Origin of the sequence: Rhodococcus sp. NPDC056743 (assembly GCF_042790355.1) — a bacterium.
GTDB lineage: Bacteria > Actinomycetota > Actinomycetes > Mycobacteriales > Mycobacteriaceae > Rhodococcus_F.
On the sequence record NZ_JBHTZI010000008.1, the window covers coordinates 21,777 to 42,199 of the forward strand.

Sequence of the window (20,423 nt, forward strand, 5' to 3'; positions counted from 1 at the left end):
TATTCGCTCCGCGCCCAGAAAACACTGGAGATTTGATGACCGCACCAACGGCGTCCTCGCGTCCAACAGGACAGGGCTGGAGCATCATCGCCGTCTGTTTCTCGATTCTCATCATCGAGGGCTACGACTTGGCGATGTTCGGAAGCATCGTGCCGTCACTTAAGGAGTACGAGGCGTGGGCCCTGAGCGCCTCCACGATCGGCTACATGGGATCGGCGACAGTTTTCGGAATGCTTCTCGGCGCCCTCAGCGCAGCAGGTCTGGCCGACCGCATTGGCCGGCGACCAGTCATCATTGCCGCCGTGTCACTCTTCTCATTGGCCATGGGACTCAGCGCTCTCGCACCCAATCCTGAAATATTCCTTGCTCTCAGACTGATAATCGGCATCGGAGCCGGAGCCGTAATGCCAACGGTCGCTGCAACACTCATAGAATACGCACCCGCAGACCGAAAGACACGCAACTCCGCCCTCGGTTTCATCGGTGTCGGGATCGGCGGCATGATCTCGGGTGGTCTTGCGATCTGGCTGGTACCGACGTTCGGTTTCCGATCGATGTGCATCGTAGGAGCATTACCGCTGGTGCTCCTCGTTCCCGCACTGATCAAGTACCTGCCCGAGTCTGTCGAAATACTGACAAAGAACGGGCGTATGGACGAAGCACGTGCACTAGCCGAGAAATACGGAGTGGACCGCGAACCGAGCGTCGCTGCAGAGTCCAGGACCGAAAGTTCGGAGAACCGTTTTGCACTCGTATTCGCCGACGGACGCCGTACCGGAACGATACTTTTCTGGATCGCGACATTCTTCTGCTTACTCGTTACATTCGGTGTCGGAACCTGGCTACCTGAACTCATGCGTTCCGGCGGCTACGGCCTGTCCGCCTCGCTAGGATTTGTCATCGCACTCAAGGGTGGCGCAGTAGTCGGAGTACTTGCCGCCGCCCAGCTGGCCGATCGTTTCGGCCAGAAACCGATAGTAACTGCAACATTCATGGCTGCTGCAGCAAGCCTCATCCTCTTGTCGCTGACACCACATGTTGTGGTCGCGTACATCCTGGTCGCCGTAATCGGACTCGGCACGACAGGCCTACAGATCCTCATCAATGCATTCGTAGGCACTTACTACCCCGCCAGAGTGCGCGCCACCGGCCTCGGATTGAACCTGTCCATCGGACGGATCGGTGGAGTTCTCGGCCCGATGTACCTCGGCTGGTTGGTTGCCGGGGGCATCGGATTCGAAGCCAAATTCTACGCCCTGGCAATCCCTGCAGTCCTCGGCAGCACCTTCATCGCTTTCGTCCCAACCCGGAAAAACACAACACAACTCGTACCCGCCGCCGTGCACAATTCCAGATCTTCCCTCATTTCCCAGTAATCGACAGACCGTATGCGCCCGCTGCGCGCGCAACATGCCCGACGCCCATCGCAAGACGGATCACACCGCGATCAAAAATCTGACGCTGCACTGCTCTTTCCACGACTGACCGCGCCGACGGCCGCTGCATACTAAAAGGAGTATCTGATGAGTACGCCGAACTTCACCCTCGGCAGCTGGTTTGCTGCCAGAGCCAGCCGTTCCGCACATCGACGCGCCTTGAGTTTCGAAGGTACCACTTGGACATACGGTGAACTGCTCGATCGCATCGACAGACTCGCTACTGTCCTCGCTCGCGGTGGCATCGTCCACGGTTCGCGCATCGGCTTTCTCGGTGCCAACCAACCCGCATTGCTCGAAACCTTCTTGGCTGCATCGCGACTCGGAGCAATATTCGTTCCGCTCAACTTCAGGCTCGCAGGCGCAGAATTGGAGATGATCGTCAACGATGCGGGCGTGCATACCCTCGTCGTCGACGGAGAACATAGCGCAACGATAGATACAATTGCCGAGAAATTGTGCACAGTCCGCTACCTCAACGTCGACCGCTCCGACGGATTGTGGTCCAGCTACGACGAACTCATCGAATCCGCGAATCCGATCACGAGCCCGGTACACGTGGACAACGAGGACATTGCCCTTCTGATGTACACGTCGGGCACCACCGGCAAAGCGAAGGGAGTCATGCTCTCTCACACGAATTTGTGGTGGAATAACACAAATTTGCTTCATCTCTTCGACGTTCTCGAAAACGATGCAACGCTAGTCGTCGCTCCCCTCTTCCATATCGCAGGACTCAACGTCACCACCTTCACAACATGGCAGAAGGGCGGCGAGGTCGTACTTCACCGAAGATTCGATCCGACAGCATGTTTGAACGAAATTTCGAACCGACGTATCACCACGCTGTTCGGCGTGCCTGCGATGCTGTCAGCGGTGAGCCAAGACCCGTCGTTCAGTGACCGTGACCTGAGTAGTCTCCGCATGATCATCTGCGGCGGCGCGCCGGTCCCCGAAGCCCTACTGCATACTTTCGCCGCTAGAGGCATCGCAGTACTACAGGGATACGGCCTCACCGAAACCGCGCCGAGCGCAACCTTTCTGGTCGCCGAACATGCCCTTACCAAACTCGGCTCAGCCGGAAAAGCCCCACTCTTCACGGAAGTACAAGTTGTAGATGCCAACGGTACGCAACTGACCGGCGTGCGCGATCAAGGCGAAATCTGTGTCCGCGGCCCGAATGTCACTCGCGGATACTGGAACAATCCTGAAGCCACTGCCGCGGCAATCGATCAAGACGGTTGGTTCCACACCGGAGACGTCGGCTACTTCGACCGCGAAGGCTTCATGTACGTCGTCGACCGAATCAAGGACATGATCATCTCCGGTGGAGAGAACGTCTACCCCGCAGAAGTCGAAAACGTGCTGTACGGGCACATGGCAGTCACGGAGGTTGCGGTCGTCGGTCTACCCGACGACCGCTGGGGTGAGGCCGTAGCCGCAATTGTTGCCCCAACTCCGGGCCATAGCCTCACACTCGAAGACCTCAGAGATTACGGAGCGAGCAGGCTAGCGCGATACAAACTCCCCACTCGACTGATCCTCGTCGACGAACTGCCTCGTAATCCCTCCGGCAAAGTTCTCAAATACCAACTCCGCGCCGGCTGCAAATCTGAACTTCAAAACAATTCTGCCACTTCATGACTGGTGCGCGCAATGCCAACTGACAATCCTCACGCAAGTCGCCGAACTTTGGAACTGATCGGCGCCCTGGCACTACTTCCATGTTCAGGATCGGGATACCCGAAGTCCGCAACGTTAAGGGACTGTTCAGTCACCGAAGGCGGTACAAGTGGAATCAACTCTTCGACCGAGCTCACGGGCTACTGGCACTGCTCGTTGTGAACTCGGTCGACTACGCAGAGGTGGTCCCGCTCAGCCCAACCGAGCGGGACCACCTTTTGCAGAACGCTAGCCCTTGATGAACTCGAGAATGTCCTGGTCCAGGGCATCCTGATAGGCGCCGTAGATGCCGTGCGGGGCTCCTGGGTACACCTTGAGAGTGGCGTTCTTGACCAGCTTGACCGACTTTTCGGCCGCCGCAGCGATCGGAACGATCTGGTCGTCATCGCCGTGCGCGATAAGCATCGGAACATCGATCGCCTGGAGGTCCGCGGTCTGATCCGTCTCGGAGAACGCCTTGACGCAGTCGTATGCTGCCGCAAGGTTCACCAACATCCCCTGTCGCCAGAAGTCGTCCTTCGCGCCCTGCGAGACCTCCGCGCCTTCACGATTGGCGCCGTAGAACGCATCGCTCAGATCCTTGTAGAACTGTGACCTGTCCTTGAGTACACCAGCGCGGATTCCGTCGAACGCCTCGATGGGCGTGCCTTCGGGATTCTCTTCGGTTCGGACCATGAGCGGTGGGACCGCGCCCGCAGTGATCACCTTTGCCACACGACCTTTTCCGTGTTGGGCGGCGTACCGGACAACTTCACCGCCGCCCGTCGAATGACCTATGACAACAAGGTCTTTCAGGTCCAGTGTTTCGACAAGTTCAGCGAGGTCACGCGCGTACGTATCCATGTCGTTGCCGGTGTACGTCTTCGACGAACGGCCGTGTCCACGACGGTCATGTGCAATAGCCCGATACCCGGCATCCGCGAACAACTTGAGCTCGACTTGCCATGCGTCGGAACTCAGCGGCCAACCGTGGCTCAGCAGTACGGGTTGGCCGGTGCCCTGCTCTGTGTAGTAGATCTCGGTTCCGTCAGAGGTGGTGATGTACGGCATCCTGTGCTCTTTTCTCTTGTTGTGGAAGGAGATCTGAAAGCGTGCACGTGCCGGCTGCCCGACCTCCCTCACGCTACGGATGCCCACGCCGGTGGCAACAGAGACAAAGATCGACACCTTTTCCTACAAATGTCGAACACCACCCGATCTACAAGCGTCCTGTTGCTTCCCACAGTCGGATCAACTTGAGAGTGACGTGCAACGTACTGCGAGCCAAACCGTCGTCGAGCGCGTGACGCACCGATTCCGGCATGTTCTCGAGTCGGTAATACAACGTGGTGCGGTGGATATGAAGTTGTTCGCACGCAACTTGGGCGTGCCCGCCGCAATCGAGATAAGTCTCGACTGTCTGTCGTTGCACGGCATCGCTGCGTTCCCACAGCTCGTAAGCGGCAGGGGAAAACGAGGAAAGCAATGATCGATCACCGCCCACTGCCTGCAGGAGAATCCAACTGCCGAGCTCCGAATAGTCAGCTCGCGCTCCGAACTCCGGCAATACCGCTGCAGTCTTCGCGGCCGTCACGGCCCGATCCGCAACAACTCGGAGATCATCGTCGTCGTGCTGGTGCGCGGCGGATCCGATGCTGCGAATGGTGAACACCCTATCCGCAGATTCGGTGCGGATCTTCTCCTCGAGCACGGCAATGTCGTGCGCGTGGCTCACAAAGATCAGGCAGTCACCACACAACCCGAGAAATCGGACGGATGAATCCCGCGATCTGTCGAGGCATCGCCCGAAAACGCTCAATGCGATCGAGTTTTCCTGGCCGTCGACGAGCACCGCACGAATGACGGTATCCGGCCCTCGCACCAGGGCGTGACGCCCGAGCGCTTCGGTGAATGCTTGCCGCCGCACTGCCATGTCGTCGGACAGTAGTCGCATGAGGTAACCGTCACTGCGTTCGCGACCATAGGACTCGTCGGGACTTAGGCTGTCCGAGAACAACATTGGAAGAGCAGAGTCGACTGCAACGTCAACGGCGGCAAGATCGGACTCCGTCAGGGCCGGCAGACCACCGGTGATGAGCCACAGCACTCCGTACAGCCGATCATCGCTCCGGATCGGTACGGCAAGACGTTCGCGCGCGTCGAACCCGGAGAGATCGATCGTAGTCGGATACCGAAGATCGTCGACGCTCAATCCCTCGAGATAGCGACGGGCAGCGTCCGGCGTCGATCTTCGTAGCAGACTCTCCGCGCGTATTCGATCGATGTCGTTTCCCTGTGCGCTCGCGGCGACTGGACGATATTCCGCATCGTTGATGACCACGGAACGCTCGAGCACCTGCGCAAGCTCGTCAACAACTTCCTGAAGCTTCATGTGCACTACTGAATTGTCTGTTACATCCCGTGTAGCAGCCACGCGAAACCGCCGAAGCCCGGTGTGATCTACCTTTCCGAATCCGAGAGGGCAATCGCAAGAGCAACGCGGTCGAGCTTTCCCCGCGGCGTGCGCGGTAACCGATCGACCCGGAGAATCCGCACCGGCATGCTCGGACTGGGGAGGGTAGTTCTCAGATGCCGCCAGATCGCTTCGGTCTGCAATGCGTCGTCGTTGACAACGATGGCGACCGCTGGAGCCTCCCCCATTCGTGCATCCGGTACGCCGATACACGCGGCCTCTGCGATACCGGGCAGAGCAGTCAACGCCGCTTCGACAGCGGCCGGTTCCACTTTGAGGCCCGCACGGATCAGCATGTCGCTCTCGCGGCCGAGCAATTGCAGGCGTCTGACCTCCACACGTCCTCGGTCACCGACAGTCATCCAACCGTCGAGCGGGCCGTCTACCACTCCCATTTCGGTCAGATAGCCGTCGAACAGCATGTCGCTCCGCACATGCACAAGACCGTCCCGAATCTCGGCGTCAACTCCGTCGAACAACTCCCCGGCCGAAAACTCGTCGATGTCACCGAGTCCTCGATCAAAAGACACGAAACTCAATTCCGAAGCCCCGTAGAAGTGCACCAACGACGCACGTGGCAACGTTGCCTGCAGCGCGCGGCGTCCGGAGCGCGGCCACCGAGCGGCTGACGAGATCACCTCGCGGACACACTCGACTGGCTCGATACCTGATCGCACGAGGTCCCAGGCGATCGTGGGTACCGAATACAGGTGAGTTGCACCGGCTTTCACTGCCGTTTCCGCACCGCGAAGGTCGACGAGGGCACCGCGAGTGAGCGCATGGAGAGCTCCGTACAGAAAGTGTGTGTGGTCGAGGACGCCCGGCACCGAGACTCTGTCTCCGACGCCGACATCGAATACCGCATCCGACCGATCAAGAGTTCGCGCCCAGGACAACTGGTTTCGGACGAAAAGCTTGGGCTCACCGGTGGTGCCCGACGTGACACCGACCAGCAGTTCAGAGTCGGCCGACGCCTGATTCGACGCCCCGTCACATTCGAGGTCGACCGCGGTGACGAGTTCACCGGAGAACCCTCGACGACGTAACCGCCTGTGCTGCTTCGATTCCGCGACAACGGCTCCAGGAACGGTCAGTTCGAGGACGCGCTCAAGCTGAGCCTCGAGAAGGTGTCGGTGCAACAGAACCACACTGGTACCCGCGCGCATCGCTGCCGTGACAACCACCAAGGATTCGACATCCGACGTCGGCAGTACCGCCACTCGGTTCATCGACGACAGTCCCGATGCAACCCGGGACACCCTCGCCCAGAAGTCGGCGTAGCTGATCTCCTCGCGCGCGGAGACAACCGCAATCCTCGACGGATTGTCGCGAACTCGGTGAGCAATCCGCTCCGCGAGAAGTTCACTCATCGTTGCGCCCTCACGAAACACGCTCGACCAGCATCGCGATACCCTGACCGCCGCCGATTGCGCAGGCTGCGAGTCCCAGGTCCGGTCCACCGTCGGCCAGCATCTGACTTGCCAAGCGCACCAAGAGGACAGCTCCCGATGCGCCCCACGGGTGGCCCATCGCAATGGCACCCCCTTGGGGGCAGATGATGGATTCATCGAGTCCGAGTTCGTCCGAAACAGCAAGGACAACGGAGGAAAATGCCTCGGTGATCTCGACAATTCCCAAGTCGGAGACACTGATTCCGGTTTTTGCACACAGCGCCGCAATGGCAGGGACTGGGCCAAGTCCCGGCAAAGCCGGATCGGACCCCGCTACAGCGGTGCCGAGAATCCGCAGAGCCGGCATTCCCTGTGCGAGAGACTCCGTCGTCACCGCCAGCACTGCGCTGCCGTCCGAGATGCCACACGAATTTCCGGCCGTGGCTGTTCCGTCAGCCCCAAAACTTGGACGGAGCCTCGCCAACCGCGCCTCGGTCATGCCGCGGCGAATTCGCTGGTCAGTGTCGACACCGCCGATCGGCACGATTTCGGCGGAGAAATCTGTGGCAGCAGCGAGCGTGTGCGAACGGGTTGCGTATGCATCCTGCCGCTCACGACTGATACCGCGCAACCGCGCAAGATCATCTGCGGCACAACCCATATCGGGATCGGCAAATCCCTGCGGAGCAAACGGTGCCCGGGTGTACCGAGTGTGCTCACCGCCCTGAACTGGTGGCCAGAATCGCCACGGCGCGGTACTGGCGGATTCGACGCCACCGGCCAGGATCAGTGTGTCGTTCCCACTACGCACCCGCAACGCAGCGTGCATGACGGCATCGAGACCCGAACCGCATTGCCGGTCAACAGTGACGCCCGGGATCGAGAAACCCAACCCTGCTGCCAGTGCCGCGATACGAGCGGGATTGCCACCGGGACCCATGCAGTTTCCGAGGATGACGTCGTCCACCTCGACCTCGATACCGGATCGCCGCAGCACAGCATGCACTTCGTTCAATACCGGAGCGGCAAGGTCCGTCGTGGTCAGGTTGGCAAATCCATGGCCTGCATTACCGATCGGGGTTCGCCGCGCGGCCACCAGAACAGGAGCTGAATTCATGAGTGCAACTCTTTCACGCGTCCTCGCGCGACTTTGCCACTACCGGTGCGTGGCAGCTCGTCGACGGTGATCCAGCGACTCGGCATAGCTTCTCTCGCCAACAACGCACGCGCCTGCGCACGAATTGCATGAAGTGTTACGGCGTCGTCGTGCTCGATTACTGCCGTGATCGTCTCTCCGAGAACCGAATGCGGGGAGCCGATGACGGCAGCGCCGGTGACACCGTCCACGGTTTCCAGGGTTCGCTCGACGTCCTCGGCCATGACCGTGGTTCCGCCGACGTTGATCGCAAACTCCCCGCGCCCGAGAATCGTCAGTTCCCGGTTCGCTCCGAGGACCGCTCTGTCTCCGACTCCGAACCACTCCGCCGCACCCAGCACACGATACGGCGAACGGACGTACAAGAGTCCGTCGCGGATCTCGGCGTCGACGCTGTCAAGAAGCTGCATCGGATCAGGTACCCGCCGGGCAGCGACAATGGAAAGCTCTGCAGCGCCGTAGTATTCGACTATCTCGATCCCCGACGCCGCAGCCCGGGCTCCGTCGTCCAACATGGTCCCGGCTACTATCGCCGTCCGCAACCGCGGCGCCTCGTACACGATGCGTCGTAGAACGGCTGGAACCGCGTGCACGACCGTCGCATCCGTAGGGTCGTCGGTGACGCACGCGCCTTGCCACAGTGCGTGAACAGCACCGAACAGATGCATCGTCGCGTGCAGCGGACCGCTGATGAGCACGCGATCGTGTGCCTCGATGCCGGTGATGGCGGTGAACTCGGGGAAGCTGTCGAACCACGACGCCACTGTCCTGGCCAGCGGACGCGGTCGTCCACTGGAACCAGACGTGGCGACGAGCAGAAACGACGATGGATCGATCTCGCTGCGCTCGGGTCTCGCCGCTGGATCCTCCACGATCACCGCAGTTCCGCGCCTCGCGGCAGCAAAGACGCAGATCAGCGCTTCCAGCACCGGCAGCGCCGACGCGTCGCACACGGCAACCTGAGGTGATCGCTCGATCGCGGCGTCAAGTTCTGCATACGTGAGAACTGTGCCCCCGAGATCAAGCGCGCACTGATCGCCGTGTCCCCCGAGTTGTCCGATCACCGACGAATCAGTCCTGGATAAGCTCGGTGTACACCCTTGGCGACAACACTCGCGACAACCACTTTCAACGCGTCGCCGGGAAGAAATGCCACGTTTGTGCTCAGCGCGGCACCGATACCCATGTCCGTACGAAGTACCAGTCCCGCCGTGCCGAACAGATACACGACGGCGATACCGCCAAACGCATTGATCAGAATGCCCAGCACAAGCGGGTACTTGGGCAGGATCCGGGCGGTGAGCCAACCGATGCACAGGACCGCGGGAAGCCACCCGACCAGATAGCCGGCACTAGGTCCGGCGAGGGCGGTCAATCCGGTGCGTCCACCTGACAGCAGCGGCAACCCGATCATCGTCAGTGCCAGGAAGACGGCAACTGCCGCAACACCTTTCCGCGCACCGAGGATGGCTCCAGCAAGAATGACTCCGAGCGTCTGCAGTGTGATGGGCACACCACTGATACCGATCGTGATCGCACCGGGCAGGCCCAACGCAGCGATCAACGCAGCGAACACCGCGATCTGAGCCATTTCCCTTGCCTGAACGCCGACCTGCGGCGCCTGGGCGCCCTCGAGACTTGACATGCCCACTCCTCCAGATACTTGAACGACGTTCAAGATAGCAGCTCCGCCGCCCCCGCAGTAACCCCGCCAGGCACGATTGCTTCGAACCTTCACACTTCAGACCGGAAGGGTCCATGATGAACACGGACATACGAACACTGCAGGAACATGCCGAATACGGTCCAGTCATGTGGAACAAGTAGTCGAGTAATGCGAGGAGTAGTGCAGTTATGGGCACCATGAAAGCCGCGGTTGTGCATTCGTTCACGGAACCGTTGACGATCGACAACATCGAAGTCCCGGAACCAGGCCCCTTCGAAGCGTTGGTACGCGTCGAGTACTCAGGTGTCTGTCACACCGATTTACATGCAGCGCATGGCGATTGGCCGGTCAAGCCATCCCCACCGTTTGTCCCCGGCCACGAAGGCGTCGGGACGGTCATCTCGGTTGGCGAGTCGGTCACCCGGATCAGCATCGGCGACACCGTCGGAAACGCGTGGCTGTGGAGTGCGTGCGGTGAATGTGAGTACTGCGAAACCGGGTGGGAAACCCTGTGCCCGAACCAGAAGAACGGCGGATACTCGGTTGACGGCTCCTTCGGGCAGTACATGCTCGTCGACTCCCGTTACGCGCCGATCATTCCGGCCGGCGTCGATCTGTCCGCCGTGGGACCCATCCTGTGCGCCGGCGTCACGGTGTACAAGGGTCTGAAAGTCACCGACACCCGACCCGGGCAATGGGTTCTGATCTCCGGAATCGGCGGGCTCGGACACATTGCGGTGCAGTATGCCGTCGCGATGGGACTTCGAGTAGTGGCCGTCGATGTCGACGACGCCAAATTAGAGCTCGCGACCAAGCACGGCGCCGAACACACCGTGAACGCAAGGACGGTAGAAGATCCAGCCGCAGCCATCAGCGCCCTCACTGACGGCGGAGTTCACGGGGCACTGGTCACCGCCGTCAACGCACACGCCTTCCCACAAGCAGTCGGCAGTCTGCGCCGCGGCGGCACCGTCTCCCTGGTCGGACTCCCCCCGGAGAAATTCCCCCTCGATATCTTCACCACAGTGCTGTTGGGACTGACCGTCCGTGGATCGATTGTCGGAACCCGTAAGGACATGAGCGAAGCGGTGGACTTCTTCGCCCGAGGGCTCATCAAACCCACCTATTCACTCCGGAAACTCGAGGACATCAACACCATCTTCACCGACATGGAAGCCGGAAAAATCGACGGCCGTATCGTTCTCGATTACACGGGAAACAATTCCTGATCAGCGGCGAGTAACCGTCACGGTGAACCCGCTCGGTCGCATCGTAAGTTGCTCCTGAACCTCGAGTTCGTAGGTCGGGTCGGCTGTTAACTCGTAGCGATGCAAGATGACGGCTAGTGCCATCAGCATTTCGTGATAGGCGAACTGGCGCCCGATGCACGCGCGCGGTCCGGTGCCGAACGGCTTGTACGCGGCACCGGACCGCGACCTGACCTGCTCGGGCAGAAAACGATCCGGGCGAAATTCGTCTGCGTCGGCGCCCCAAACGGCTTTGTCAGGGTGGACTCGCTGCAGGACAACCATGACCCAGTCGCCCTTCTGGAAGGCGTATTTCCCGCCGATCACAGAACGGGCACCTGACACGGAGAAGCCGCTGGACACCGTCGGGTGCCAGCGGCTTCACCGCCTCGGATGTCGATCAGATCGAATCTGTAGCGTCGGGCCGCCAGGTCGCGACCGCCCAGATCACCACGACATCAAGTGCGATGATCACGATCGACCACAGCGGGTAATAAGGCAACCACAAGAAATTCGCCACGATCGAGAGTGCTGCGATCACAAAGGCCATTCCACGAGCCCACGTCTGACCCACAAACAGCCCCAACGACACCACAATTCCGATGATTCCCAGGACGATGTGGATCCAACCCCACGTTGTGACGTCGAATTTGTATGTGTAATTGATTCCGACGATCACGATATCGTTGTCGGCGAGAGCTGCGATACCTTGCAGGAGAGAAGCAATTCCCGCAACGAAGAGCAGCGCGGCCGCCGCTACCGTAGTACCAATCGCAATGCCCTGTCGCACAGGATGGTTTGCGGGAGCTTGATGCGAAGCAGTCATGACGTCCCCTTCGTCGGCAGAATAGCGTGAGGACAGTCAACCGAGTTTCAGCAAACCGGACATCACCCCGAACGGGTGAACACTTGCCGCACCCACCGTGACCAGGACGGACATCGTTCACTTGGTCCGTCGGCAGGCGCTCTTTCCACCCGCATTTCACGAACGAGGTCGATACCTTCGTCGCCCACCTATTCGCTCATGCACCTGTTGGAACGGTATGTCGCTGTCGCACTTCCGCAATGTACTCACGGATGGCGTCGCGATTCTTGACGAGAAAGCGTATCTTCTCGTCCAGCCCGGACGCTTCCGCCTCGAGCATCGACAGCATTTCCGGTGTCACATCGTTCATATGGATGACGCGCTCTTGGTCCAGACACGGAAGGATCTGCCGGATCACTCGAGTCGGGAATCCCATTTCCAAGAGACCTCGTATCTGGAAAACCCGATCGACCATACGTTCGTCGTAGTCTCGATAGGTGTTTTGGGATCGTTTCGGAGCGATCAGGCCCTGTTCCTCGTAGTACCGCAAGAGCCGCCGAGATACCTGCGTCGCCGTCGACAGTTCACCGATCTTCATATCGCCGAGGCTATTTCGAGTGAACCGAGGTGGAGACGCTCACGCAATGTGACGACCCGAGAATTCGACCCGAACGCTGCGGTGAGTTGCTGAAGGACGAGTGGGATATCCGAGCCGTTCACTGCCGGCCGCAGTCGCACACCGTGTGCACCAGCTACCACAAGTTCGTCGATCCGGCGTACAAGTTCACCTACCGAACCGACAAAAACATCAGTGTCGGATAAATACGGTGCACCTGACAGCTCGTCGAGGGCCCGCTTCTTCTGTACCGCTTCGGCGTGGGTCGCACCGAGGAAGACGACCAGATCCACCAGAATCGTCAGAGGTTTCTCGATCAAGTCTCGTTGCACTGCATCACATTCGGTTTCCACGGCGGCGAGAACGTCGCCGATGGTGACCCCATTGCCGTTCGGCGTCGGCGTCACCAGGATCACGTCGGCCGCCGCGGTCGCCAGCCGGTACGGCACATGGGCGTGATGCGCCAGCGCGAGAACAACGGGTTGCATATCCTTCGCGACCGGAACGCCGAGTGGGCCCGCGATGCCGAAGGTCGCGGTCGTGATGGGCTGGGCCGAGATCTGACTGATATCGAGGAATCGGCCGTCCGTTCCGTCGTGGAGTGCGTCTTCCGCCCACGTCGACCACAGTGCTCGGAGTATTTCAATCGACTCGGTCGCATCCGAGAAAACTGGCGCCAGCCGGGTTCCGACCTTCTCGGGGCAGTAGATGTCGGACTCTTTCAGGTCGGGAACGGGCTGCGGGCGAACGAAATGTTGTGTGTCGATGCTTCGCGACGTGATCTGGGCGCGAAGTCCGACTCGGCCTCCGCTAAGGAGGTTGAGCGAAGCAATTTCGGTGGCGATACTGTACGGCTCGTTGTGGGTGAGATTTCTCGCGGCGATCACACCGAGCTGTTGCGTTCCGAATACGGCCAGCGCGGTCAGTGCCACCGGCGACAGTCGGCCGCGGACCTGGTCTTGTTTGCTGTCCATTGCCCTGAAGTCCGACGATTGAAGTCCGATTGATTCCTCGAATGTCACGAAATCTACGCCGGATGCATCGATGTCGTGCAACAACGCCGACCAGTACGGAGCTGTGAAGAGTTCGGACGGTGTGTGACCTTGTAGTCGCCACGCCGCTGGATGCCATCCTGCAGGTTCCAACGCGATGCCGATGACGGGCAAGTGGCGGGTTGACTTTCGAGCATTCATACCTGGACCTGACCTTCCTGGTGAATTTGTGCAGGGGATCGAAACCCGCGTCCGCGAGCGGTCATCATGATCACCGCTGACAGTAGGGCGAGTACCACCGTCCACCACGGTAATGATCGAGCACCATTGAGGGGCAACAGAACTCCACCCAACACTGCACCGGCAGCCATGGCGCCGTTCCACAGCGTCGTGAGAAGCGCTTGAGCTTCGTCTGCATGTGGGCCTGCAGCAACTGCCGCCGATGTCTGCAGCAGAGTGGGAATCCCTCCCCACCCCAACCCCCATACGGCGGCAGCGACGTAGACGAACAGTGGATTGTCGATAGTGACGGCCAGAATGGTTGCGGCAACGGCGATCAGCACAGCACTGACGACGCCGAAGGTCCGGAGCTTCGTGTGGATGTGATTTCCCACAACAACAATGCTGATCAGACATGCAACTCCGAAAGTCAGCAGCACTAGGTCCGTGTCAACACCCATACCGATCGCCTCGAGCAACGGAGCAATGTACGCGTACATGATCGTGTGCCCCAACACCACGGTGAAGGTCACGATCAGAACCGCGTCGACACCGGGAATTCGTGCACTCTCGAAAATGCTTCGCCGTTTCTGGTTTCGCGGCTGCCCTGGACGATCCGGAACCGCCACCGCGATTACGACGACAAGCACAACAGCCAAACCTGACATGAGATAGAACGGTGCCCGCCACCCGGCCGCGTACCCCAAGGAGGTCCCGAACGGAACGCCGAACGCGAGAGCAAGCGGAATTCCCGCCATCACCACCGCGATCGCACGACCCTCGAGGTGTTTCGGGGCAAGACTTCTGGCATATCCGGCCAGCAATGCCCACGCGACACCGGCCGCAACTCCCGCGACGAAGCGCGCAGCCATTGTCAGTACAAAGTCGACCGAAAATGCCGTAACGGTGTTGGCGACCGCGAACCCGACAATCGCGGCCAGCAGTAACACTTTTCGGGACCACGATGCCGTCGCGGCAACCAAAGGAACCGTCGTCAACGCCGTACCCACCGCGTAAATCATGATCGTCTGCCCGGCAGCGGATTCACTGACAGCGAGACTGTCACTCATAGCGGGTAGCACTCCGGCGGGGAGAGTTTCCGTCAGGCTGGTGATCAAGACGGACGCGAACAAAGCAAGAAGCGGGACGCGGGGGAGCTTGTCCGGATGATGTTCACTGGTGCCGAAAACTTGTTGCTGTGAAGCGATGTCATCTGCCATGGACCGATTGTCAACCCTCACATCAATGTGAAGGTCAAGCGCTCCGCGAAAATCCGATTTCCATTCAATCAATGTGGTGCCGTACAGGTTTGATCTGTCCAGTCGAGGAACTGTCCGTGACCGCCTGCCACTGCACGGGGCACTCCGTCCAGAGAGACAACAAATTTGCCGCGGTTATTCTCCGCTGACGTTGTCAACTTGGCGTCGATGGCGGGAAGGACTCCGACCCCTTCATTCGCAATCCAATGACATGGCAACGAGCGAACAACGTCCGCGAACGCCTCTCGATCCGCCGGGACGAGGTAGTTGAGGACGGCACTGTGAAAGACCACCACCTTGGTTCCTCGAGGTGTCTGCTCGACGAGATCGGCAACGGCGGAATTGAGATCACCGCGGACCAGACGCGGCGGATCCCTCCGGGCGACGGCGGCAGCATCGCGCAAACGCTGTCGACGATGATCCTGCTCAGGCCACACGAGACTTTCCAACCACCTCATGTCGTCGGCGTTGGTCACATCAAGTGGATTCAGGTCGACACCCGACCGGTAGACCACTTCAGGCAGCTTCTCGGGAATCGGCGGATAGCCAGACGTCTCACAGTCGAGCAGAACAGCGGACGGACCATCGACCGGATGCAGATATCGGTTGCCGTCGTAGCAATAGCTGTAGCGGTCCGGAAAGAGGCACAGGCCAGCCGAGGCCCCGACCTCGATCAGGGAGAGCGGGCCACCCAGCAGTCCGAGTAGAGGAAGCAGTACGGCGGCGCGGCCGGCTTCGTTGGTCTGGGTCGTCCTGGTCCGTGCCAGTTCTTCGACGTCAGGCCAGTGAACTGTCAACCAATGACGAAACAAGCCATACGAACTGGGAGGTGCGCCGAGGTGACGACTGGCACCGAATACCAGATTGGGTTGCCGTCGTGGCTCGGGAAGTCGATCGATGAGAGTGAGGATCGGTGGGTCCGCGGCTACTCCGAGACCCCACTCCTCGTAGATTGCGGAGTTTCCTCGCGCTTCCACTTCGGCAAACGATCGGTATCTGCGCGAAGTGTCCACCATCGATGTCTACCAAACCTGGTGGGGTGCGGGAAGATTTTCCATCACGCTGAAAGATAACGACGGGGCCGCCGAGTGGATAACCCACCGAGCGGCCCCGCCTCCCCCTGTTCGCTACGACTCTTTACGACGTCGAATCAGGTGCGATCCAAGCATTTCCGAACAGCATGATGCCGTCGGCGCTCGGCGTGATTCCGTAGACGTTCTTGCTCCACGGAATGAAATACTTACCTGTGTTGACGACCAGCATAGGAGCCGTCTCGTTGACAAGAGTCTGGATTTCCTCGATCACTTTCTTGCGATCTTCATCGGTTGGGGCCGATTGCATCTCGAGGAGAAGGTTATCCATGGTCGCGTTCTTGTAACCGATCACATTCGACGACGATTCGCTGTACAGGTTGCCGTACATCCGGACGAAGGGTGATTCGTCGAGCACATTGAATCCTGCATAGCCGATGTCGTAATCATGTTGGGCGTACATGGTTTTCACGAGGTCGTTGATGCTCGTCGTGTAAACGATGTCGACCGTGAATCCGACGGCTTGCAGCATTGCCTGGAACGCGAGCGCACTCCGCTGAGTTGCCGGGTCGTTCAAGCCCACATAGGTGAGCTTGCCGTCGTATCCGTCCGCTTTGGCTTCGTCGAGATACTTCTTTGCAGCCTCGGGGTCGTACCCGTTCCCGGCAACGGATCCATGCCACCGCGACCACGATTGGAACATGTCGCTACCGGGCATTCCGTTGCCGCCCTCGACCCTCTCGTTGAAGGTGTCGGGGTTGAATGCCGCCACGATTGCTTTGCGAACCCGCACATCAGACGCGGCCCGTCCCTCACGCTGATTGATGTTGCCGACGCCGCCCATGTTCACGGTGTACACGTATCCCACGTCTCCAGCGCTCAGAGCGTTGTGAACAACGTCCGCGCCACGCAGGTATGCGGCCTGAACACCGCCGGTATGCAAGGCATCGAGTTTGGCCTGCTCACTGACGATCGCCGGGAATCGCAGCTTGTCGAGGTTCGGTTTGCCGTTCCAGTACGCAGGGTTGGCGGCGAGCACCAATTCATCCTGCGAAGCGAACTTCTCGACGACGAAAGGACCGGCTCCGATCGGCGCGAAGGTCCCTGATGTCATCGAGGACGGTGCCACGATCATCCCAGGACCGGTGGTGAACATGATCGGAAATTCGTTCCACGGCTGCTTGAGTGTGAAGACGACGGTAGCCGGATCCGGTGACTGTACGTCGGCAACGGTCGCCTTCCACACCTGCGTGTGGGTTCCCTTCTTCTCCACATAGTGGTTGATGCTCCACAACACGGCGGCGCCGTCCACAGTTGTACCGTCACTGAACTTCGCGCCATCACGCAGCGTCAACGTCCATACGCTGTTGTCTGCGTTGGCTTTCAGCGATTGTGCGAGTTGCGGTTCGAACGTCTTCGTTTCGGGGTCGTACCGCATGAGGAGGTCGTAGATCGCGGCCATCTCGTTGCCGCCGGTCGCGCCGCCATCTTGCCGGTCGGCTGGATCCAGGCTGCTGACGCCGTTGTACGTCGCAAAGGACAGTGTTCCACCAGACGTAGGGTCACCGCCGTCCCCCTGTTCGCCAACCAGTCCGGTTGTCACGTCCGACGTATCGGTCTCCGAACCGGACCCGCCCCCGGCGCAGCCGGCAACCAGCACCGTCGCCGCCGCCAAGGCAGTGAACGTGGTCGCGGCACGAGCGAATGAACTACGCAGCATGTAGACCTTCTTTCCTAGGAAGTTCGTGGAGGATATATCGATCAGCGCATGATTGATTCGGGAATGGGCTGAGCACCACGAACGAGTCGTCCGGGTAGTGCACCGGTGTGCTCGCCCTCTTCGAATACAACGTCACCCGCGACGACGGTAGCCACGTAGCCGGTGGCAGTTTGCATCAGCCGACGACCGCCGGTTGGCAAGTCGTACAGCACTTCCGGGTGATCGGCCTGGAGGCGTCCGAAATCGATCACGTTCAGGTCTGCCCGATATCCCGGCAATAGCTGACCACGGTCCAGCAGACCGACCACAGCTGCCGTGTCGGCGGTGTGCCGCTTGATCAACCATTCGATGGGGAACAACAATTCGGGTTTTCGGTGGTCACGTCCCCAGTGAGTGAGCAGTGTTGTCGGAAAGCTTGCGTCACAGATAGCGCCGCAATGCGCGCCGCCGTCACCGAGCGCCGGGACGGTATCCGGCCGAGCCAGCATCTCGCGAACCGCATCCAGATTCCCGCCGGCATAGTTGAGCATCGGGAAGTACAGCAGTCCGCGCCCACCTTGCGCCATCATTGCGTCGTACGCAACCTCGACGGGTGACACACCGGAGCGCTCGGCAAGCGCAGCAACCGAATCATCGGGCCCCGGTTCGTAGTTGGGCGGATCACCGAGAAGATAAACACTGTCGAATCGAGTCGAGAGTTTCTGGACGAACTCACTCTCCGTGGCGGGTTGCTCGGCGAGCAGCGCAGCCTTGACTTCTGGGCGAGCAAGCTGCGCCGCCCTCTCCTCGCGAGGAAGATCCGCGAGCGCCGCGTAGCTGGGATACGCCATGAACGGATGCCAACTCAACTCCCAGCCGAGCATCACGCCGACGGCTCTCGGCGCCACCTGACCCGTAATCGGAATGTTCTGCTGCGCCGAGACTTCCGCCAAGCCGTCGAGTAGTGACCGCCACTTGTCCGGCGCTCGGTCGCTCTGGACGATCGACACGGACATCGGCCGCTGCGCCGCCTCGACTATCGCGCTGACAAACTCCATCTCCTCCGGCTCGTCCATGAAATCGGAGATGAAGTCGATGACACCCGCACCCGCCTTTGCCAGACCCCGGGCCAGCCCGGTCAACTCCTCGCGAGATGCCGTCAGGCTGGGTGTCGGCTCGCCGGCGGACGTCTTGTGCACCGCAGACCGCGACGTCGACCACCCGAGTGCACCGGCCTCGACTGCCTCGGCGACAAGATCACGCATCCGGTCCATTTCGGCTTCGGTAGGCCGAGCCAGATGGTCACCTCCGCGCTCCCCCATCACATAGGTCCGAAGCGCGCCGTGTGGCAGTTGGGCGGCAAAGTCGATGGCATGTGGCGTATCGATCGCGTCGAGATAGTCGGGAAAAGACTCCCAGTTCCAGCTCATCCCTTCGGCAAGAACACTTCCGGGAATGTCCTCGACGCCTTCCATCAAGCTGATCAGCCAATCGCGCTGCTCAGGTTTGACAGGCGCAAAGCCCACACCACAGTTACCCATCACCACGGTGGTGACGCCGTGCAGCGACGACGGTGTCAGCAACGTGTCCCAGGTGACCTGTCCGTCGTAATGCGTGTGGATATCCACAAAACCGGGAATGACAAGTTTGCCCGAAGCGTCGATCTCACGACGTCCCGCCTCGGGCACCTCACCGATTGCCGTGATCGTGCCGCCGTCGACAGCGACATCCGCTCGCCGCGGCGCGCTGCCCGTTCCGTCCACCACGGTGCCGCCGCGAATCACCAGATCATGCATGATCTACCGCCTCGATCGAATCAGATTGCCGGGCAGCGCCTTCGAAGAGACGCAGCGTGGATGATGCCACAGCCTCGGCAGCCGCTGCAGCGGCACGCGATACGGCAGTGAACTGGAGAAAACCGTGCGGCAGAGTCGGGTAGTGCTGCACCTCGACGGGTACCCCGGCGCTGCGCAGTCGCTCGGCATATTCGAGCCCCTCATCCAGGAGCGGATCGTGCCCACCCACCACCACAACAGCCGGCGGCAGTCCCGAAAGGTCCGCAGCGTGAATCGGCGAAATGTCCGGCGAGGTCCGAGCGTTCACATCAGGGCAGTAATGGTCGAAGAACCATCCCATCTCCCGCGCACCGAGGAACACTCCGGAGTTGTCGACGTACGAGTCCCGCGTCAGGTCGGCATCCACCACCGGATAGATGAGCACCTGCCCTACCAGCGCGACCTCATCATCGGACCGCATCAACAGTGCGCTCACGGCCGCCAGGTTTCCACCGGCGCTGTCGCCCGTGACAACGATTCGCGGATCCAGCCCCTCGGATCCTGAAGCGACCCAGCGCAGCACCGTCTCCGCATCGTCGACTGCTGCAGGGAATGGGTGCTCCGGCGCGAGCCGGTAATCCACGCTCACCACCGGGACACCCGCAGTATCGGCAAGCAGTCGACACAGCGGGTCGGCATAGTCGAAATCCCCTGTGACCCAACCACCACCATGAAAATGTACGACGGTACCGGCGCGTGTCACCTGTGTCGGCCGGTAGATCCGCACCGAAACACCGTCCCTCACCGAACACGCTTCGATCGACGCCACCTCCGGTCCGGGCGCGCAGGCTTGCAGCGCACCCCGAATCCGCTCACGCGCCTGCGGCGGGGTGAGTTCGACCATCGGCGGGAGCCCTGCCCCCGACGCCGCATCGGCGACGGCTTGCAATGCCGGATCCAACTCGCTTCGTTCCTGCACGCCACTTGTCATGAACT

Annotated in this window: 18 protein-coding genes; 3 read left to right on the plus strand and 15 right to left on the minus strand. The window is 60.4% G+C overall.

Going from position 1 to position 20,423, the window contains the following annotated elements:
* The first annotated feature begins 35 nt into the window (after positions 1-35).
* Both ACFRFQ_RS18835 and ACFRFQ_RS18840 read left to right on the plus strand, forming a co-directional pair.
* Positions 36-1,376: an MFS transporter gene (locus ACFRFQ_RS18835; protein ID WP_378660704.1), complete on the plus strand. Its 1,341-nt coding sequence runs from the start codon at positions 36-38 to the stop codon at positions 1,374-1,376.
* Positions 1,377-1,523: 147 nt separating this feature from the next.
* Entirely contained in the window at positions 1,524-3,080 is a 1,557-nt protein-coding gene (locus tag ACFRFQ_RS18840) for a long-chain fatty acid--CoA ligase (protein ID WP_378660707.1), read from the plus strand.
* 267 nt (positions 3,081-3,347) lie between these two features.
* Here the strand turns inward: ACFRFQ_RS18840 and ACFRFQ_RS18845 are convergent, their stop codons facing one another.
* The 6 genes from ACFRFQ_RS18845 to ACFRFQ_RS18870 all read right to left on the minus strand — a co-directional run bounded on the left by ACFRFQ_RS18845 (position 3,348) and on the right by ACFRFQ_RS18870 (position 9,763).
* A complete protein-coding gene (locus ACFRFQ_RS18845) occupies positions 3,348-4,169 on the minus strand; it encodes an alpha/beta fold hydrolase (RefSeq protein WP_378660709.1) in 822 nt (273 codons plus the stop codon).
* Positions 4,170-4,317: 148 nt separating this feature from the next.
* Positions 4,318-5,490 (minus strand): helix-turn-helix domain-containing protein, encoded by a 1,173-nt coding sequence (locus ACFRFQ_RS18850; protein WP_378660712.1) that lies wholly within the window; start codon positions 5,488-5,490, stop codon positions 4,318-4,320.
* Positions 5,491-5,558: 68 nt separating this feature from the next.
* The gene (locus tag ACFRFQ_RS18855; protein ID WP_378660715.1) at positions 5,559-6,941 is read right to left on the minus strand and encodes an AMP-binding protein; all 1,383 of its coding nucleotides are present in this window, start codon (positions 6,939-6,941) and stop codon (positions 5,559-5,561) included.
* Positions 6,942-6,951: 10 nt separating this feature from the next.
* Positions 6,952-8,079: a thiolase family protein gene (locus ACFRFQ_RS18860; RefSeq protein ID WP_378660718.1), complete on the minus strand. Its 1,128-nt coding sequence runs from the start codon at positions 8,077-8,079 to the stop codon at positions 6,952-6,954.
* The gene (locus tag ACFRFQ_RS18865) at positions 8,076-9,182 is read right to left on the minus strand and encodes a class I adenylate-forming enzyme family protein (protein ID WP_378660721.1); all 1,107 of its coding nucleotides are present in this window, start codon (positions 9,180-9,182) and stop codon (positions 8,076-8,078) included. Before ACFRFQ_RS18865 ends, ACFRFQ_RS18860 begins: the two co-directional genes overlap by 4 nt.
* Positions 9,179-9,763 carry a biotin transporter BioY gene (locus ACFRFQ_RS18870; protein ID WP_378660724.1) on the minus strand — a complete coding sequence of 195 codons (585 nt, stop codon included), beginning with the start codon at positions 9,761-9,763 and terminating at the stop codon, positions 9,179-9,181. The genes ACFRFQ_RS18865 and ACFRFQ_RS18870 overlap by 4 nt, the downstream gene beginning before the upstream one ends.
* 209 nt (positions 9,764-9,972) lie before the next feature.
* On the opposite strand from ACFRFQ_RS18870, the gene adhP reads away from it, so the two are divergent.
* A complete protein-coding gene (adhP, locus tag ACFRFQ_RS18875; protein WP_378660726.1) occupies positions 9,973-11,013 on the plus strand; it encodes an alcohol dehydrogenase AdhP in 1,041 nt (346 codons plus the stop codon).
* On the opposite strand, the gene ACFRFQ_RS18880 is transcribed toward adhP, so the two are convergent.
* The 9 genes from ACFRFQ_RS18880 to ACFRFQ_RS18920 all read right to left on the minus strand — a co-directional run bounded on the left by ACFRFQ_RS18880 (position 11,014) and on the right by ACFRFQ_RS18920 (position 20,418).
* Complete coding sequence (locus ACFRFQ_RS18880) at positions 11,014-11,358, minus strand: cytochrome P450 (protein WP_378660729.1); 345 nt, start codon at positions 11,356-11,358, stop codon at positions 11,014-11,016.
* A gap of 73 nt (positions 11,359-11,431) precedes the next feature.
* Complete coding sequence (locus tag ACFRFQ_RS18885; protein WP_378660732.1) at positions 11,432-11,857, minus strand: hypothetical protein; 426 nt, start codon at positions 11,855-11,857, stop codon at positions 11,432-11,434.
* Between the two features lie 196 nt (positions 11,858-12,053).
* Positions 12,054-12,434, minus strand: a complete 381-nt coding sequence (locus tag ACFRFQ_RS18890; protein ID WP_378660735.1) for a MerR family transcriptional regulator — start codon at positions 12,432-12,434, stop codon at positions 12,054-12,056.
* On the minus strand, positions 12,431-13,645 hold the full coding sequence (locus ACFRFQ_RS18895; RefSeq protein ID WP_378660738.1) for a hypothetical protein: 1,215 nt from the start codon (positions 13,643-13,645) through the stop codon (positions 12,431-12,433). Before ACFRFQ_RS18895 ends, ACFRFQ_RS18890 begins: the two co-directional genes overlap by 4 nt.
* Entirely contained in the window at positions 13,642-14,883 is a 1,242-nt protein-coding gene (locus tag ACFRFQ_RS18900; protein WP_378660741.1) for an MFS transporter, read from the minus strand. Before ACFRFQ_RS18900 ends, ACFRFQ_RS18895 begins: the two co-directional genes overlap by 4 nt.
* A gap of 68 nt (positions 14,884-14,951) precedes the next feature.
* Entirely contained in the window at positions 14,952-15,938 is a 987-nt protein-coding gene (locus ACFRFQ_RS18905) for a DUF2332 domain-containing protein (protein WP_378660743.1), read from the minus strand.
* A 121-nt stretch (positions 15,939-16,059) separates the two neighbouring features.
* A complete protein-coding gene (locus tag ACFRFQ_RS18910) occupies positions 16,060-17,673 on the minus strand; it encodes an ABC transporter substrate-binding protein (RefSeq protein WP_378660746.1) in 1,614 nt (537 codons plus the stop codon).
* A gap of 41 nt (positions 17,674-17,714) precedes the next feature.
* The gene (locus tag ACFRFQ_RS18915; RefSeq protein ID WP_378660749.1) at positions 17,715-19,448 is read right to left on the minus strand and encodes an amidohydrolase family protein; all 1,734 of its coding nucleotides are present in this window, start codon (positions 19,446-19,448) and stop codon (positions 17,715-17,717) included.
* Complete coding sequence (locus tag ACFRFQ_RS18920; RefSeq protein WP_378660752.1) at positions 19,441-20,418, minus strand: alpha/beta hydrolase; 978 nt, start codon at positions 20,416-20,418, stop codon at positions 19,441-19,443. The genes ACFRFQ_RS18915 and ACFRFQ_RS18920 overlap by 8 nt, the downstream gene beginning before the upstream one ends.
* Positions 20,419-20,423 lie beyond the last annotated feature (5 nt).